At 69.7% G+C, this 15993-nt stretch carries 18 protein-coding genes and 1 pseudogene; 12 read left to right on the top strand and 7 right to left on the bottom strand.

Annotation, left to right across the window (positions count from 1 at the left end; translation table 11 throughout):
• Nucleotides 1-198: 198 nt before the first annotated feature.
• Both P3L51_RS18430 and P3L51_RS18425 read right to left on the bottom strand, forming a co-directional pair.
• On the bottom strand, nt 199-2295 hold the full coding sequence (locus P3L51_RS18430) for a CocE/NonD family hydrolase (protein ID WP_354606336.1): 2097 nt from the start codon (nt 2293-2295) through the stop codon (nt 199-201).
• Nucleotides 2296-2343: 48 nt separating this feature from the next.
• On the bottom strand, nt 2344-3627 hold the full coding sequence (locus tag P3L51_RS18425) for an ATP-grasp domain-containing protein (RefSeq protein ID WP_354606353.1): 1284 nt from the start codon (nt 3625-3627) through the stop codon (nt 2344-2346).
• A 475-nt stretch (nt 3628-4102) separates the two neighbouring features.
• On the opposite strand from P3L51_RS18425, the gene P3L51_RS18420 reads away from it, so the two are divergent.
• The 6 genes from P3L51_RS18420 to P3L51_RS18395 all read left to right on the top strand — a co-directional run bounded on the left by P3L51_RS18420 (nt 4103) and on the right by P3L51_RS18395 (nt 8329).
• Nucleotides 4103-4966 (top strand): isocitrate lyase/PEP mutase family protein, encoded by an 864-nt coding sequence (locus P3L51_RS18420; protein WP_354606335.1) that lies wholly within the window; start codon nt 4103-4105, stop codon nt 4964-4966.
• A gap of 8 nt (nt 4967-4974) precedes the next feature.
• Nucleotides 4975-5307: a hypothetical protein gene (locus tag P3L51_RS18415; protein WP_354606334.1), complete on the top strand. Its 333-nt coding sequence runs from the start codon at nt 4975-4977 to the stop codon at nt 5305-5307.
• A 116-nt stretch (nt 5308-5423) separates the two neighbouring features.
• Nucleotides 5424-6422 carry a bile acid:sodium symporter family protein gene (locus P3L51_RS18410; protein ID WP_354606333.1) on the top strand — a complete coding sequence of 333 codons (999 nt, stop codon included), beginning with the start codon at nt 5424-5426 and terminating at the stop codon, nt 6420-6422.
• Between the two features lie 113 nt (nt 6423-6535).
• Complete coding sequence (locus P3L51_RS18405; protein WP_354606332.1) at nt 6536-6964, top strand: hypothetical protein; 429 nt, start codon at nt 6536-6538, stop codon at nt 6962-6964.
• A gap of 29 nt (nt 6965-6993) precedes the next feature.
• The gene (locus P3L51_RS18400; RefSeq protein WP_354606331.1) at nt 6994-7782 is read left to right on the top strand and encodes an SDR family oxidoreductase; all 789 of its coding nucleotides are present in this window, start codon (nt 6994-6996) and stop codon (nt 7780-7782) included.
• A gap of 112 nt (nt 7783-7894) precedes the next feature.
• Nucleotides 7895-8329, top strand: coding sequence for a VOC family protein (locus P3L51_RS18395; RefSeq protein WP_354606330.1), 435 nt, complete (start codon nt 7895-7897; stop codon nt 8327-8329).
• A gap of 204 nt (nt 8330-8533) precedes the next feature.
• Here the strand turns inward: P3L51_RS18395 and P3L51_RS18390 are convergent, their stop codons facing one another.
• Complete coding sequence (locus tag P3L51_RS18390; protein ID WP_354606329.1) at nt 8534-9469, bottom strand: NADP-dependent oxidoreductase; 936 nt, start codon at nt 9467-9469, stop codon at nt 8534-8536.
• An 80-nt stretch (nt 9470-9549) separates the two neighbouring features.
• Complete coding sequence (locus P3L51_RS18385; protein ID WP_435594479.1) at nt 9550-10299, bottom strand: DODA-type extradiol aromatic ring-opening family dioxygenase; 750 nt, start codon at nt 10297-10299, stop codon at nt 9550-9552.
• 270 nt (nt 10300-10569) lie between these two features.
• On the opposite strand from P3L51_RS18385, the gene P3L51_RS18380 reads away from it, so the two are divergent.
• Nucleotides 10570-11043, top strand: a complete 474-nt coding sequence (locus P3L51_RS18380) for a MarR family winged helix-turn-helix transcriptional regulator (RefSeq protein WP_354606327.1) — start codon at nt 10570-10572, stop codon at nt 11041-11043.
• A gap of 27 nt (nt 11044-11070) precedes the next feature.
• On the opposite strand, the gene P3L51_RS18375 is transcribed toward P3L51_RS18380, so the two are convergent.
• A complete protein-coding gene (locus P3L51_RS18375; RefSeq protein ID WP_354606326.1) occupies nt 11071-11514 on the bottom strand; it encodes a winged helix-turn-helix transcriptional regulator in 444 nt (147 codons plus the stop codon).
• A 127-nt stretch (nt 11515-11641) separates the two neighbouring features.
• On the opposite strand from P3L51_RS18375, the gene P3L51_RS18370 reads away from it, so the two are divergent.
• The 3 genes and pseudogenes from P3L51_RS18370 to P3L51_RS18360 all read left to right on the top strand — a co-directional run bounded on the left by P3L51_RS18370 (nt 11642) and on the right by P3L51_RS18360 (nt 12968).
• A complete protein-coding gene (locus P3L51_RS18370) occupies nt 11642-12520 on the top strand; it encodes an aldo/keto reductase family oxidoreductase (RefSeq protein ID WP_354606325.1) in 879 nt (292 codons plus the stop codon).
• A gap of 105 nt (nt 12521-12625) precedes the next feature.
• A pseudogene (locus P3L51_RS18365) lies at nt 12626-12727 on the top strand (hypothetical protein); the annotation flags it as partial.
• A gap of 58 nt (nt 12728-12785) precedes the next feature.
• Nucleotides 12786-12968 carry a DUF5825 family protein gene (locus P3L51_RS18360; RefSeq protein ID WP_354606352.1) on the top strand — a complete coding sequence of 61 codons (183 nt, stop codon included), beginning with the start codon at nt 12786-12788 and terminating at the stop codon, nt 12966-12968.
• 54 nt (nt 12969-13022) lie between these two features.
• On the opposite strand, the gene P3L51_RS18355 is transcribed toward P3L51_RS18360, so the two are convergent.
• Complete coding sequence (locus tag P3L51_RS18355; protein WP_354606324.1) at nt 13023-13355, bottom strand: YciI family protein; 333 nt, start codon at nt 13353-13355, stop codon at nt 13023-13025.
• Between the two features lie 291 nt (nt 13356-13646).
• Nucleotides 13647-14150, bottom strand: a complete 504-nt coding sequence (locus tag P3L51_RS18350) for a cupin domain-containing protein (protein ID WP_354606323.1) — start codon at nt 14148-14150, stop codon at nt 13647-13649.
• A gap of 137 nt (nt 14151-14287) precedes the next feature.
• Here P3L51_RS18350 and P3L51_RS18345 point away from each other — a divergent pair, with 137 nt between their 5' ends.
• A complete protein-coding gene (locus P3L51_RS18345) occupies nt 14288-14722 on the top strand; it encodes an RrF2 family transcriptional regulator (RefSeq protein WP_354606322.1) in 435 nt (144 codons plus the stop codon).
• Nucleotides 14723-14799: 77 nt separating this feature from the next.
• Nucleotides 14800-15663: a DsbA family oxidoreductase gene (locus P3L51_RS18340; RefSeq protein WP_354606351.1), complete on the top strand. Its 864-nt coding sequence runs from the start codon at nt 14800-14802 to the stop codon at nt 15661-15663.
• The last annotated feature ends 330 nt before the right edge of the window (nt 15664-15993 follow it).

Here is a 15993-nt window from a genome sequence, read left to right as displayed (position 1 = left end):
TTCGTTCAACGGCGACGCTTTCCCTGACTCATCGCGTGCCCGACGATTCGGGCCTCACACAACCTGCCGCCCCCGAAATAAATTCGGACCCCGGTCGCACCGCCCGGCCCCCACCCGTCGCCACATGCTCATTTCCCCAGGTGAAACGCCGATAATTTCCCTGAGACAACTGTTGAACAAAAGGCAATGTGGCGGCCGTCACAGGAGGTCGCGCGGAACCGTCTCGTTCCAGGTGCGGGAGAAGACCCGCCTGTCGCCCTCGTACCCGTCCAGCGTGGCGTCGACGAAGAACCGCTCCTCGTCGGAGCGCAGCACGGTGCGGGTCTCCACCCGTACGTCCCAGTCAGCCCGCCGGAAGCGCATCGTCCAGGTGGATTCGCCGCTGACCGAGCCGAAATCCTCGGCCACGGAGGTGTAGTACTCGCAGGCACGGCGGCCGACGTCCAGGCCGATGTCGTCGAACCGGACCATTCCCCCGTCCTTCACGATCCTCAGCTCGGCGTTGTAGTCGACCAGATCCCGCTTCACCTCCCAGCGTTGTTCCTTCTCCGTGAGCTGGGTGGTGGAGAGGGGCGGTGTGCCCTCGGGCTCCTCGAACGGGCTCCGGGCAAGGCCGTCGGGGGCGGTGGTCGGCCGTATCGGCAGCGTCAGGGTGCTCGTCCCCTCGTACACGCTCAGGAGCACCGGCCGGGGCGGCGGCCAGGCGAGCGGCCAGTACGAGGTGGACAGCGACAGCCGGATGCGGTGGCCGGGCGGGAAGGACTGGGCGACGCCGTTGAGGTGCACGGTGGCGCGGTAGCGGCGGCCCGGCTCCAGAGCCTCGGGCGAGTCCGGGGCGAGGCGGGTGAGATTCAGTACGCCGTACGAGACACGGGTGGCGCTGCCGTCCGGGGTCACGTCCGACAGGCGGGCGGCGACCGTGGCGATCGGTTCGTTGACGGACAGGTCCAGCTCGACTGTGGCCGAGCCGAGGATCTCCACCGTCTCGGTGAGCTGTTCGGTGTCGAAGACCAGGGACCCGCCGTCCTCCTCGCGTTGGTCGTACGGAAGGTCGGGGGGCGCGTTGTAGGAGGCCCACTTGCCGGCGAACTGGCCGACGGACAGCGGTGATTGCACCGTCATGGCCGCTGCCTCCGCGTCCGCCCCTGCCTCACGCCCTGCGGCCTCGGAGGAGGAGGCGGTGGCGGTGGCGGTAGCGGTGGCGGTAGCCGTGGCGGCGACGGGAGGACCGAGACGGTGGCGGCCGAGCGGGCGCGTGACCAGTTCGATGTTCGGCGACGGCCAGCTCGGCTCGGCCACCCAGCGGCCGGGCCGCTCCTCGTACGAGGTGGAGGGCGGCACGCTCTCCTGCATCCACGTCTGGAGCATGGGGCCGTCCATGACGCCGTTGTCCTCGCCCTTGAGCCAGTGGTCCCACCAGCGCACGACCTCCTGGAGGTAACCGATGGCGGGGCCGGGCTCGCCCAGGTGCGGGAACTTGTGCGACCAGGGCCCGATCAGACCCCTGCGTGGCACATCGAGATTCCCCAGCAGGCGGGTCACCGCGTTCGAGTACCCGTCGGCCCAGCCGCTGGAGGCGAGCACCGGGCAGCGTACGGCGGCGTAGTCCTCACAGACCGAGGCGTGCCGCCAGTACTCGTCCCTGCGCTGGTGCCGCAGCCACTCCAGGACCCACGGGCGGGTGTTCGCCAGTCGCTCGTGCCACATCTCGCGCCAGCGCTCACCGACGACCGCCGGATCGGGCGGGCAGGTGGCGTAGGCGAACATGGTGCCCGCCTCGGCCAGATTGTCCGAGAGCATGGCGCCACCCATGTAGTGCATGTCGTCGGCGTACCGGTCGTCGGTGAAGGAGGCGATGACAATGGCGCGCAGGCTCGGCGGTTGCCGGGCGGCGGCCTGGAGCGCGGCGAAGGCGCCCCACGACAGGCCCATCATGCCGGTGGAGCCGTCGCACCAGGGCTGCTCGGCGATCCAGGCGAGGACCTCCTCGGCGTCGCACTGCTCCCGTTCCAGGTACTCGTCCCGCAGCACACCCTCGGAGTCGCCCGTGCCGCGCAGGTCCACGCGGACGCAGGCGTAGCCGTGGCCGGCGATGTACGGGTGGTGCATCGAGTCGCGTACCGAGGTCAGATCGCGTTTGCGGTACGGGATGTACTCGACCACCGCGGGCACCGGCTCGGTGTCCGACGAGACGGGGCGCCAGACGCGGGCCGACAGCCGGACTCCGTCGGACATGGGGATCACGACGTGCTGTTCTTCCTTCGTCGCCGAAGGGAGGTTGGTCACGTGACGCATAGGGCCGGTCGCTCCTTACTTCGCACCGTGGGTTCGTCAGGCATCGCGTCAGGCGTTCTTCTCCTGCCGCCCTCCGGGTGTCGTGCGGTCGAAGGCGAGGCCCAGAGCGGCCACGCAACGGTCGAACTTCTCCCGTAGGTCCTTCTCACTGTCCCCGCCGGTGAAGATGTGGGCGACCTCGTAGCTGTAGCTGTCCTGGCCGGGCGCGGCGGACAGCCGCTGGCCCTCGTCGGGCACGACGTCGATCCGTACGCCGGGTATCTCGCGCTCGACGCGGGCGATGTCCTCCGGCGTCGGTACGTCGTGTACGGCGCCGTCGGCGAACCACCGGTAGTACCACTTCGCCGCCACGTCGTACTTTCCGCCCCGGTACGGGAGAGCGGGGTCCTCACCGAGGGCGAGGCGGATCATGCAGTGGTGGTTGGGAACGCCGTCCACGTACTGGAACATCTCGGCGTGCGACTGCGAGTGCCGCGGGTTGATCTCCAGCAGGTTGATCTCGTCCTTCTGCGGGTCGTAGAAGAACTCGATGCTGAAGGTCGCCCCGTCCATGCCGATCTGCCCGATCACGCGCTCGGTGACGTCGCGGAGCTGACGCAGGACGGGCTCGGGGAGCGTGGACGGGTACTGGTGCCGCAGAAAGCTCGACGAATCGGGGTAGTTGATGGAGTCCAGCACGCCGTAGACGGTGACCTCGCCCTCGTGGGCGTAGCCCTCCACCGCGACCTGGATACCCGACATGGCCTCCTCGGCCAGGCAGACCTGCCCGCCGACTCCGGCCATCTCCGAGGGCAGTTCGAGCCGCGCGAGGATGTCCTCGAAGGGACGTCCGACGCGGGCGATGCCTTCCTTTATGTCGGCGACGGCGGCGTCGAACTCGGCCCGGTCCTTGACGCCGAACGCCAGTTCCGACGAGTACGAGAGCGCGGGCTTGAGCCACATCGGGAAGGTCACGCCCTCGGGCGGGCCGGGGGTGTCCGCGGTGAGGTCGACCATCCCGAAGGCCGGATGCCGGTCGGTCACCTTCCGCTGCTCCAGCCGACTCCAGTACTTGTGCTCGCACTTGACGACCGACTCCAGGCTGGTGCTGCGCGTGCCGTAACGCTCACTCAGGATCGGTACGAGCGTGCTCACCGGGAAGTCCCAGTAGCCGACGATCGCGTCGATGTCGCCGTCGAAAGCGTCCAGCACCCGCCTGGCCTTCTTCTCCAGATCGTCCACCGACACTTCGCCGACCTGGAGTTCCTCGAGGGACAGCAACTGGTGGAAGCGCACCGACCGCGCGTCGGGCACTTCACGCAGCATCGGCAGATTGGCCTGCTCCAGGCCCATCACGAAAATGTTCTTGTCCCGCACGAGTCCTCTTCCATTGGTTGCCGGGGGTGCACTGCGTGTACCCCCGTGGCGGCGCTCAACCAGAGGTGACACCGCGGCGGGTGCCGGGACATGGAGGACGGCGCGGGCATCGGCGGTGCGGGCCTGGACGGTTGGGACCGACCGCCGACCGCGGCGGGCGGACAGGCGCCTGACCAACTCGGCACCCCCTCAGGTATTCCTACAAGTGGCGTCTGGTCGCCAAAGTAAATGGCACGCTTGCGACAAACAAAAAGTAAAGCCATTCTTAAATCGAAGGCAAAGCGGACTCCTGTTCGGTCCCGCTTTCCTTTCGGGTGGAGAAAAGCGATTGCGCGTTCAGCTTTTCATCCGACTATCCGAAATGTCGCACCTCGCCGGGCAGTCGGCCCGGTGGTGCCGCGCCCCGGCCGTGAAGTCCCGGGGCGGAATGGTTCTCACTGGAGGAAATGCCATGACCTACGGAAGCGCTCTGCGAAAAGAGATCAAGGCGTCCGGGACGACGCCGCTGATCGGAATCTACGACATGTATTCCGCCTCCGTCGCGGCCCAGCACTACAACGGATTCTTCGTCTCCGGATTCGGTTTCGCGGCTTCCCACTACGGCCTGCCGGACATCGGGTTCATCGCGTGGCCGGACATGGTGGCATTCGTGGAGCGGCTGCGCGGCGCGTTTCCGCGCCAGCACCTCCTGGTGGACATCGACGACGGGTACGTCGACCCCGAGGTGGCCTGCCACGTGGTGCAGCGGCTGGAGCGGATCGGGGCCTCCGGGGTGATTCTGGAGGACCAGAAGCGCCCACGAAGATGTGGGCACGCGGACGGCAAGCAGGTGCTGCCCCTCGACGAGTATCTGGCCAAGCTGGACCTGGTGCTCGCCAGCCGTACGGACCTGGTCGTGGTGGCGCGCACGGACGCGACGGAGGAGGCGGACATCCTGCTCCGGGCGGAGGCACTCGCCGCGACCGACGCGGACGTGGTCCTGGTCGACGGGGTACGGAGCGTCGAGTGGATCCAGCGGATCCGTCAGGTCGTCGGTGACAAACCGCTGCTGTTCAACCAGATCGCCGGCGGCAAGTCCCCCAGCCTCTCGCTCACGGAGCTGACGGACCTCGCCGTGGACGTGGCGATCTACAGCACGCCCTGTCTCTTCGCCGCGCACCGTGCGATGGACACCGCCCTGGCCGAGCTGAAGTTCGCGGACGGGCGTCTGCCGGACGCGGGGGACGGCGGCGGTATCGGTGTCCGGGAGTCCACCGAACTGCTGGCCAGGAACATCAGCCGCCATCACGACGTACGAGAGGCCGTTCCGGCATGACCGGGTGCATGCGTCAGGCCCTCCGTGCGGTTGAGCCGTCCTTCCCGGCGCCCCGGCGGCACAGATCCGCCGCTCGGGGCGGCGTCACCGTGCTGGCACTGGCCGCCGCGGTCCTGACGGCCGGCGCCCCGGCGGCGGAAGGCTCGGACCGCCGTCTGGTGCTGATCGACAACTCGCACGCCGACTCCTGGCTCGAAGTCGACCGGACGGCGAATCTCGAGATCGGCGACGGCACCGCGGGCAGCGACCACGACGGCAGTGCGGTGGATCTCATGGACACCTTGATCAACCCGGACAGCACCGACGACGACTCCACCGACGAGTCCGAGGACACCGGGTGACCGCGGCCGGCCGGGAGGACACCGGACGCGGTCCTCGCCGCTCGTCCCCACCGGATCCAGGACGCTCGCGCCTTCCTGCCGATACGGGATCTCCCGGCCGGCCACGCCGTTCGCGGGTGCTCCGCCTCGTCGACCCCTATGTGGCGGCTCTCGCCGCCACTGTCGCGCTGGCCGCCCTGCTGCCCGCCACAGGCCGGGCGGCGGATGCCTCGCGGACCGCCTCCGAGTACGCCATCGTTCTGCTCTTCTTCCTCTACGGAGTGCGGCTGTCGACCCGGGAGACCCTCGCCGGCCTGCGGCGCGTACGTCTCCACCTGCTGATCCTGCTCGCGACCTTCGTCATGTTCCCCTTACTGGGGCTGGTGGCCATCTGGCTGGCGCCACAGTGGCTCTCGGGTCAACTCGGCGTCGGAGTGCTGTTCCTCTGCGCAGTGCCCTCGACCGTCCAGTCGTCGGTGGCCCTGACCTCCGCGGCACGCGGCGACATCGCCGCCGCCATCTGCGCCGGTACGTACTCCAGCCTGATCGGGCTGGCGGCCACCCCGCTGATCGCCGCGTGGCTGATCGGCTCGGAGGTCGGTCTCTCCGCGGAAGGGTTCCTCCGCATCGGAGGACAACTCCTCGCCCCCTTCATCGCCGGGCAGTTGCTGCGTCACCGGCTGGGAGCCTTCGTCGCCCGCCACAAACGTGTCCTCGGACCGGTGGACCGGGGCTCCATCCTGCTGGTCGTCTATGTGGCGTTCAGCGCGGGGATGGCCCAGGGGGTGTGGAATCGCGTCACCCCCGACCGGCTGCTCGGTCTGCTGACCGTCCTCGCGGTGCTGCTCGCCCTGGCGCTCACCGCGACCCGGGCCGCCGCCCGGCTCGCCGGACTGGACCGCCGTTCCACGATCGCGGTGATCCTGTGCGGGTCCCAGAAAAGCCTGGCCAACGGACTGCCCATGGCCGCGGTCCTGTTCGGGACACGGGCCGCACTGGTGGTGCTCCCGCTGATGCTCTACCACCAGATGCAGCTCATGGTCTGCGCGGCACTCGCCGGACGCTGGTCACGCGCGGAGGAAACACTGCCGGCCCCGGCGGCGGCCTCTGTCTCGTCCCCGGCGCCGGGCGGATAGGACAGACCACCAGCCGGCTGCCGGGCGCGCTCACCGGGCTGCGCGAAAACTTCCATGACGCAATCGGGTGACAGCCCGTCTCACATTCGAGCGGGCTGTCTCGTCCTACAGGTATGAACACGAGATTCCGTTACGCCAGCCTCGGCATCCTGACCCTGACCGCGCTGTACACAGGCTTCTGGGCCTACTTCGCCCCGACGAACTGGTACGCCAACTTCCCCGGTTTCGGCCTCAGCTGGCTCCCCCAGCTGGGCCCCTACAACGAGCATCTCTCCAAGGACACCGGAGCCATGTTCCTGGCGCTGGCCCTTCTGACGATCATCGCGCTGCGATCCGTGCACAACACCCGGCTGGTGCAGACGACGGGGGCGGCGTGGCTGGTCTTCAACGTGCTGCACTTCAGCTACCACGTACAGCACCTCGACATGTACAACACGCGCGACCAGGTGCTCAACGTCGTATTCCTGGCCACGCTGGTCGTACTGGCGGTCCTGCTGCTGGTGCCGGCCCTCCCCGAGCGACAGAGCAGCAACACGCGTTGACCCACACCCACGAGCACCATGGCGGCGGTATGAGCACCGAGGGAAGGCCCGGCATGCGGGTGGCAGTAGCGGGTGGAACCGGACTCGTCGGACGTTATGTGGTCGATGAGCTGACGGCGGCCGGGCAGGAACCGGTGGTGCTGTCACGCTCACATGGTGTGGACCTCACGACCGGCGCGGGACTCGACGCCGCCATGACAGGTGTGGAGACGGTCATCGACGTCAGCAACACGACGACCACCTCCGCCAAGAAGGCCGTCACATTCTTCGACAGCGTCAGCCGCAACCTGCTGGACGCCTGTGAGCGGGCCGGGGTGAGTCACTACGTCGCGTTGTCGATTGTCGGCATCGACCGTGTCGGCCTCGGCTACTACCAGGGCAAACTCCGCCAGGAGGAGGTCGTCAGGAACGGGCCGACTCCATGGACGGTCCTGCGCGCCACCCAGTTCCACGAATTCGCGGAACAGACCCTAGACCGGGTACCGAAGCTCCTCGCCGTGGTCCCCCGGATGACGACCCAGCCGGTCGCGGCCCATGAGGTGGCCCAGCATCTCGTGCGGCTCGCCCTGGCCCCGGCGCAGGGCATGGCCCCCGAACTCGCCGGACCACGCGTCGAACAGCTCGTCGATATGGTGAGCCGACTGCTGCGCGCCCAGGGCCGGCGACGGCTTCTCCTGCCCGTGAAGATCCCCGGCGCCACCGGCGCGGCCATGGCCGGCGACGGCCAGCTCCCGGCCGGACCGGGACCCCGGGGCAGCCAGACTTTTGACGCATGGCTCGCGCAGCGCACGGCCCGGCATTCAGTCCAAGGGGGCTGACCGCGCCGCCGGGCGGGGGGCGAGCCCGGCTCGGTCGCTGGACCGAGCGCAGCTCGGCAGCAGGTTCCGGCCGGTCACACCGCGGCGGAAGAACCGCCTCTACGATGGGCCGATGGCATCGATCAAGCAGTTCCAAGTCACCTTCGACTGCGCGGAACCTGAGCGTGTCGCTCGTTTCTGGTGCGAGGTGTTGGGGTACGTCGTACCGCCGCCACCGGAGGGGTTCGCCAGTTGGGACGATTTCAATCGGGCGCTGTCGCCCGAGAGGCAAGGTTCGGCGTTCGCGTGCGTTGATCCCTCAGGTGTGGGCCCGCGGCTGTTCTTCCAGCGCGTTCCCGAAGGCAAGGTCGTCAAGAATCGGCTGCATCTCGACGTACGGGTCGGCACCGGGCTCGTGGGCGAGGAGCGCCTGGCCGTGCTTGAGGCCGAATGCGCGCGACTGATCGCGCTCGGTGCGGTACGCGTGCGGCTGCTGCGTGCCGATGGCGTCAACGAGTCGTGCCTCGTGATGCAGGACATCGAGGGCAACGAGTTCGATCTCGACTGAGTGGCCGCGAACGCGGCGCCTTCGCGGATCGACGTGTGCGGTTCGCCATCACGCGGCGGCCAGCAGACAGCACTGATCCAGCGTGCCCCGTCGCGGTCCACAGCCGGTGGCGGGTCGTGGGTGGTGCTGCCGTCGAACCACCGGGCGGCCCACCGGCGGGAGAACGAACGGCGGGCGGCCCGGTCGGATGCGGTCAGGGTGTGATCAGGGAACGAGCACGACCGTCTTGCCGGGCAGCCGCCCTGCGCCGGCTTCCTCGTGCACGGCGGCCAGTTCGGCCACCGGGCGGTGGGCGGTGACGTGGAGCCGGAGCTTGCCGGCATCCAACTTGGCGACCAGCTCGGCCAGTTGAGCCCCGTCGCTCCGGACCCACAGGCTCGCGCTGCGCACCGCCCGGGCGGGGTCCTCGGGAATCGGCCCGGCCGTGCTGGCGGCGACCCCGCCGTCGGCGACGTAGTTCGTCAGCCGCGCGAGCTCCTCCGGGGAGGCGCGCACATGGTTCACCACGACCTGGAACGGACCGCCCACGGCGGCCGGGCCCGCGTCGGGGGCGAGGGGGCCGACGACCCGGTCCGCGCCGTAGCCCCGTAGACGGTCGGCGTGCCGCGGCGCGTCCACCGCGGTCACACGCGCTCCCGCGTCGACGGCGAGCTGCACCACGAGGCTGCCGACCGCGCCCCCCGCCCCGTTGACCAGGACGGTCTGACCGGGCTTCAGCTCCGCGAGCTCGAACGCCGTCTGCCAGGCCGCCAGGCCGGTCAGCGGCAACGCGGCGGCGTCGACCAGCCCGGTCGTCCGGGGCGCCGGGGCCAGGGACTCGGCCGGGGCGAGCACGTACTCGGCGGCGCCGCCGGCGGAGTCGAGGGGCAGCATCGCCACGACCCGGTCGCCGACCTCCGGGCCGGTCACGTCCGCGCCGAGTTCGGCGACGGTGCCCGCCAGGTCGATCCCCGGCACGTACGGGAGGGTGATCGGTATCATCCCGGCCAGGACACCGGCGCGGATGTGGTCGTCGACCGGGTTGAACGACGTGGCCGCCACCCGCACCAGCACCTGTCCGGTACCGGGGACGGGACGGTCGACGTCCTCGTAGCGCAGGACCTCGCTGCTGCCGAACTCATGGAAACGGATTGCCTTCATGGCACTTTCCTCCAGGGTGTGTTGACGTCGTCGCCAAGGGACGAGGCGATCAGGCGGGAAGGTGAAGCGCGTCGGGGCGCTCAGGTCAGCCGTACCGATCGCGTGGAATTGCCCATCACCATGCGGTCGATGGCGCTCACGGCGCTGCCCGGGTCATCGGCGGCGCCGACGGTCAGCAGCAGCGGGACGAAATGGTCGGCCGTCGGATGCGCGACCGCGGCGCCGGGCGCCTTGTCGCGGTAGTCGGTGAGGGCGTCGATGTCGCCCCGGGCGAGGGCGTCGACGGCCCATTCGTCGAAGGCCGTGGTCTCGGCGGCGAGCTCCGGCCGGCGGAAGACGGCGAAGCTGTGCGTCATGAAGCCCGAGCCCAGGACGAGGATGCCTTCTTCGCGCAGGGGCCGCAGGCGTGCCCCGAGTTCGAGCAGAGCGCCGGGGTCGAGGCTGGGCATCGACAGCTGCACGACCGGGACGTCCGCCGCCGGGTACATGGCCATGAGCGGGATGAAGGCGCCGTGGTCGAGGCCGCGGTCGGCGAACTCGTGCACGGGCGTCCGGCCCAGCAGGCCGGTGAGTCGCCGAGCCAGGTCGGTGGCGTCCGGGGTCGCGTAGGGAAGCGTCTTGTAACGGGGGTGGAAGCCGGCGAAATCGTAGTGGAGCGGGGTGCCGGCCGCGGCTCGGGATATCGCGACCGGTGCCCGTTCCCAGTGGGCCGAGATGACGACGATCGCCCGGGGTTTGGGCATCGACCGGGCCCAGTCGAAGAGGTCGCCGAGCCACTGCGGATCGTCGAGGGTGAACGGGGCGCCGTGGCTGACGAAGAGGCTGGGCAGGGGGCCGTCGGAGGGGTTCCACACCCGCTGCTCGCGCGCCTGCGGCAGGACCCGGGCAAGGAGGTCGTCGTACGCGGCGGCCGGTGTGCGCGACGGGAAGGGGGAAGTGAGGCCGTTCGGGGAGGCCAGGCTGCTCGTGGTGGTCATCGAAATCGACTCCTTCACTTGCTTCGGCAAGTGTTTTCACTTGCTTCGGCAAGTGAAAAGTTAGCCCATCAAGAGTTGCCCAGGCAAGTGATGCGAGTTGCCCGGGCAAGTATGATCGGACTCATGGACACTCAGTCGCCCTGGCTCGACGACGGCCAGCAGGACCTGTGGCAGGCGCTGCTCACGGTCGTGATCGCCCTCCCGGCGGCCCTCGACCGCCAGTTGCAGCGAGACGCGGGCATCTCCAACTTCGAGTACGGGGTGCTGGCCCAGCTGTCCATGGCCGACGAGGCCACGATGCGGCTCAGCGACCTGGCCAGGGTCTGCGACAGCACTCAGCCCCGCCTGTCGAAGGTGATGGATCGCTTCGAAGCCCGCGACTGGGTCGTCCGCCGCCCCGATCCCGGCGACGGTCGGTACACCCTCGCCGCCCTGACCGACCCCGGCAGGCAGAAACTCGTCGAGAGCGCACCGGAGCACGTCGCACAGGTGAAGCGGCTCGTGTTCGATCCGCTCAGCGCCGCTCAGCGCCGCCACCTCGAGACCGCGCTCACCCGCATCGCCGCCACCCTGCGCCGGGAACTCGAAGGAGGCTGAGCGCCGCCTTCAGGCGGTTCAGGCGGTTCAGGCGGGGCGGGTGTCGTACGTCGAGCGGTTGGCGAGTACGTCGTCCATATGCGTTTCGGCCCAGGTCTTGAGGCCCCGCATCATCCGGTGCAGGGAGAGACCGAGGTCGGTCAACTCGTAGGAGACCGTGACGGGCACGGTCGGCACCACGGTGCGGGTGACGAGGCCGTCACGCTCCAGGGAACGGAGTGTTTGAGTCAGCATCTTCTGGCTGACTCCGGCCAGCAGGCGCTGCAACTCCGAGTAGCGCATCGAACGGGGCTCACCGGCGCAGTCGGCGCCGAACCGATGCGAGCCGTCGCTGCCCAGTGCGGCCAGGATCAGCGTGACCCATTTGTCGGAGATCCGGTCGAGCAGTTTGCGGCTGGGACACGCGGCCAGGAAAGCGTCGTACTCGGCCTTGGCCCGCGCCCTCTTCTGGGCCTCCGTCATCGATGCCATCGACCGCCCCTTCAACCCGTGGGTGCCTTACGCACTCCGGAGTGCCTACTTCCCTTCAGGAAGCTACCTACCCATAGTGGCGCAAGGAGCCGTTAGGCACCACACCCCCAGCATGAAAGGCACAGGCATGAGCACCTCCTCCCCTTCACTTCCCGGCGACACCTGGACCCTCGGCGACCTGACCGTCACCCGGTTCGGATACGGCGCCATGCAGCTCGCCGGCCCCGGGGTCATGGGGCCGCCGGCCGACCATGAGCGCGCACTCGCCGTTCTCCGCGAGGTCGCCGACCTGGGAATCACCCATATCGACACGAGCGACGCCTACGGGCCGCGCGTGACCAACCAGTTGATCCGTGAAGCGCTGCACCCGTACCCCGCGTCGCTGCGCATCGTGACCAAGGTCGGCGCCACCCGCGATCAGCAGGGCGGCTGGCCCACGGCGCGAGAGCCCGAAGATCTGCGCCGCTCCGTCCACGAGAACCTTGAGAACCTCGGACTTGAGACGCTCGACGTGGTCAACCTCCGGCTCGGCAACGCCGAGGGGCCCCGGTCCGGCTCGCTCGCCGAGGCGTTCGAGACACTCGTCGAGCTCCAGGGGCAGGGTCTGATCCGGCACCTCGGAGTGAGTAACGCGACGGCGGAACAGGTCGCCGAGGCGCGGGCGATCGCGCCCATCGTGTGCGTGCAGAACATGTACAACCTCGCCTACCGCCAGGACGACGAGCTGATCGACACGCTCGCCGATGCGGGCGTCGCCTACGTGCCCTTCTTCCCGCTCGGCGGCTTCAACCCGCTCCAGTCCTCGGCGCTCTCGGCCGTGGCCACCCGGCTGGGTTCGACGCCGATGTCGGTCGCCCTGGCGTGGCTGCTGCGGCGGTCGCCGAACATCCTGCTGATTCCCGGCACTTCGTCGGCGGAGCACCTGCGCGAGAACGTCATCGGCGCGGGCCTCCCGCTCTCCGACGAGGAGTTCGCCGAGCTGGACAAGATCGGTACACGCGCGTAGATCAATTGCCCGGCATTACGGATCATCACTCACCGGACTCGTCACGTCGGTGGCGCTTGTCAGCGGACTGGTGGTCTCACCGGTCGCGGGGGTGTTCGCCGACCGGTGGCCGCGCAAGCCGATGATGTACGCGCCACCGCCGACCCGGCCGCGACGGCACTCGCGTGGCACAACGCGTACTACATCCGCAAATGCGTCTTCCGGTACGGGCCCGGCTTCATCCAGGTGCGCGACCGGCGCTACGGCGAGCTGCGCCGCTTCACCCATCGACGAACCGGAGTACCACGAGGCCATCGGGACCCTCACCGACGGCGCCCGCGACGGCGCGATCCCGCGGCCGATCCTGGACATCCTCATGGGCGAGACGCTCGTCCTGCGTCTCGGCGACCACCTGTGGTGGGCCCCGTACCGGGTCCGCCGCTGGTCGGAGGCACCGCTGGTGATCTGACCCGGCCGGCGTCGGCGTGCCTGCTCCGGTCGACGAGCGGCGTGGACCGGCTGATCAGACGTCGGGCATGATCTCCCGGACCTCCTGCGCACAGCGGCACGCGGCAGCGATCTTGGCAGCCCACTCCAACGCGTCCTCACGTGAGGGCACATCGATGATCGAGAACCCGCCGACCACGGCCTTGGTCTCCGGGTACGGGCCACTGGTGACGGTGCCGTCGGTGGCCACGACGCTCGCCTGCTGGCTTTCCAGTCCACCGCCGAAGACCCACACACCGGCCTCCTGAGCCTCACGCACCACCTCGTGCGAGGCCACGGACGCCTCGGCCAACTCCTCCTCGGCGAGGACCATCGCGCCGTCGTCGAACGAGATCAGATACCGCGTCATATCAAGGCTCCCTCGGGCATCGGCCGCTTTCGGCCGCCTCACACCCTACGACGAACACCTCCCTTCAGAACCGGCACTCCCCCACCAGATGCCGGGGTCCCGGTCGCTCCCGCTCCGATTCGCCTTGACCGGCCCCGCGGCCAACAGCGGTGCCCACAGGGTGAGTTGGTTCGGGGCCGGCGGCACGGGGCGCGGCGGCGCGTGCCAGGGCGACCAGGTGTCCCCCTGGCACGCGAGCGCTCGAAGACTCACGTCCGCCGGGCAGGCCCACGCCGTCCGAGGGCGGGTGGGTCACCGATCCTTCGGCAGCGCGTACAGCCGGGGAAGGTTCACCACGATCGCCTCCTGGGTACTGCGGGCGATGACGACCACCGCCTCCTCCGTCGGATCGGGGTTCTCCTCCCGGTGCGGCACGAACGGCGGAACGAAGATGTAGTCCCCGGGTGCGGTGCGCAGCCGTACCTCCTCCGGCTCGTCGCCCGAGTCGTCCAGGAAGACGAACTCCGGGTGTCCGCCGATCACATGGATGGCGGTCTCCGACTCGCCGTGGTGGTGGTCGGACGAGGAGGTCGCGGGTGCCACGTGCGTCTGGCCCATCCACAGCTTCTCCGAGCCGACGGTCTTCCCGCTGATGGCCGAGAATCTGCGCATGCCGCCGGTCTGCGCCGTGTCGCCGTCGAGCGAGTCCGCGCGGATGTGGTGCAGACGGGTGCGCAGTGGCGCCGCACGGTGGTCAGGAGCATCGGGGAGGTGCGGGTGGAACCCCTCACCGGGGGTCGTCAACGGCTCGCTCATGGCCGGGACGTTAGGACGGCTCCGGAAAGGATGTCAAGACATGTCCATTACCTTTCACCTGCGGCAATGTTGCCGCAATGGAAGGGCCGAACCGGCGGAACCCTCGCCCCCGGCGGACCGTCCGGCATGATGTGGTCATGCATATCTCCGCGAAGGCGGACTACGCCACCCGCGCCCTGATGGAGCTCGCGTGTGAGCCCGCCCGTCCGCTCACCTGCGAGGCCATCGCCTCCTCGCAGAAGATTCCGTTCCGTTTCCTGAAGTCCGTGGTCGGTGAGTTGCGACGGGCGGGTCTCGTCCGCAGCCAGCGCGGCTGCGAGGGCGGTTACTGGCTCGGCAGGCCCGCCGAGGACATCACCCTGCTGGACGTCGTGCGCGCCGTCGACGGCGAAGTGCTCACGCTGCGCGGCGAGTCGCCGGCCGGGCTCGACTACCCCGGCCCCGCAGGGGCACTGCCCGAGGTGTGGCGGCAGATCGAGGCCCAGGCGGTGGCGGTGCTGGGCGGACGGACCCTGGCCTCGTTGCTGCCGGCGAGCGCGGTCGGGCGGGACAGCAGGGTCGGCGCCGCGTGACGCAGGCGCCCCGAGCACCCCGTGGACCACAAGCACCTCACGTACCCGTGCTGGAGGTGGTGGAGTACACCGACCCGATGTGCCCCTGGGCCTGGGGATCCGAGCCCACGTTCCGCAAGTTGCGGGCGTCGTTGAGCGGCGAGGTCCGCTGGCGGCGCGCGTACGCGATCCTCTTCGACCACGACGACGAACCGGCGCCCGACCCGGCGGCGGAGACCGCCTGGTACACGCGCTACGTGACGGACATCAGCGCGCACACCCTCGCCCCCCGCCCGCTTCGGCTGAAGCGGGTGGCGGCCGGCTCCTGGCCGTCCTCGCTCGTGGCCAAGGCCGCGGAGTTCCAGGGTGCCGACGTGGCCGAGCGCGTGCTGCGGCGCCTGCGGGAGAGCGTCTTCGTACTCGGCGATCCGGCGGACACCACCGCGCTGGCGCTGTCCGCGGCGCGCGGTGTACCCGGGCTGGATCCGCGGCGCCTGGCGGCCGACGCCGCTTCCGGCGACGTGCTGGAGCGGGTCCGCGCCGACCGCGCGGAGGCGCGCCGCCCGGTGCCCGAAGTCCTGTCCGTGGGGGGCGGGTCGCCGCATCCCGGCGCGGCCAAGGAGACCCTCGACGGCGGGCACCGCTACGCGCTGCCCACGCTGGTCTTCCGCGCGGGCGCGAACTACCGCGCGGTGCCCGGCTGGCGGCCTTTCGAGGAGTACGCGGCGGCCGTCGGGGAGCTGCGTCCGGAACTGGCGAAGTTCGCCGAACCGCTGTCCCCGGAGCGGGCGTTGGAGCGTCATCGGAGCCTGACCGAGCCCGAGCGGCGGGTGCTGACGGAGGGAGCCTGGCCACCGCCGCACGCCGTCCGGGTGAACACCGGGAACGGCCCCGTGTGGCTCCATCCGGAGGAAGCCGCGGTGCGTCCGGATGTCACCCTTCCCGGTCCCGCGAGTCCCTGATCTGCGGTCACAGGCCGTCCCGCCCAATGAGACACCAATTGGTGTCCATTGACAGGCGCCGAGATCTGACGCCAGGATGTGCCGCATGAAGACGACGCATCCCGGTGTGGTCTGCCGCTACGTGGATCTGCGGCGCACGTCCAGCGCTCTCTGTCGCTGACCGCCGGCCGCCCACGGCCCACCGACGCCTGAAGGCACCCGGCGACCTCGCCGGTCCGCCGCTCCGTCGAGCCGCGCGGGTCGACGCGAGTCGTCGCCGGTCGTCGCCGAGCACCCCCCGCCGCCACCTCCGCGTCCAGCGCCCCAGCACCTCGGCGCCCTGGACCGGTC

It is taken from the genome of Streptomyces panacea, from assembly GCF_040560175.1.
Lineage (GTDB): Bacteria > Actinomycetota > Actinomycetes > Streptomycetales > Streptomycetaceae > Streptomyces > Streptomyces panacea.
This window is presented reverse-complemented; position numbering and strand designations above follow the sequence as displayed.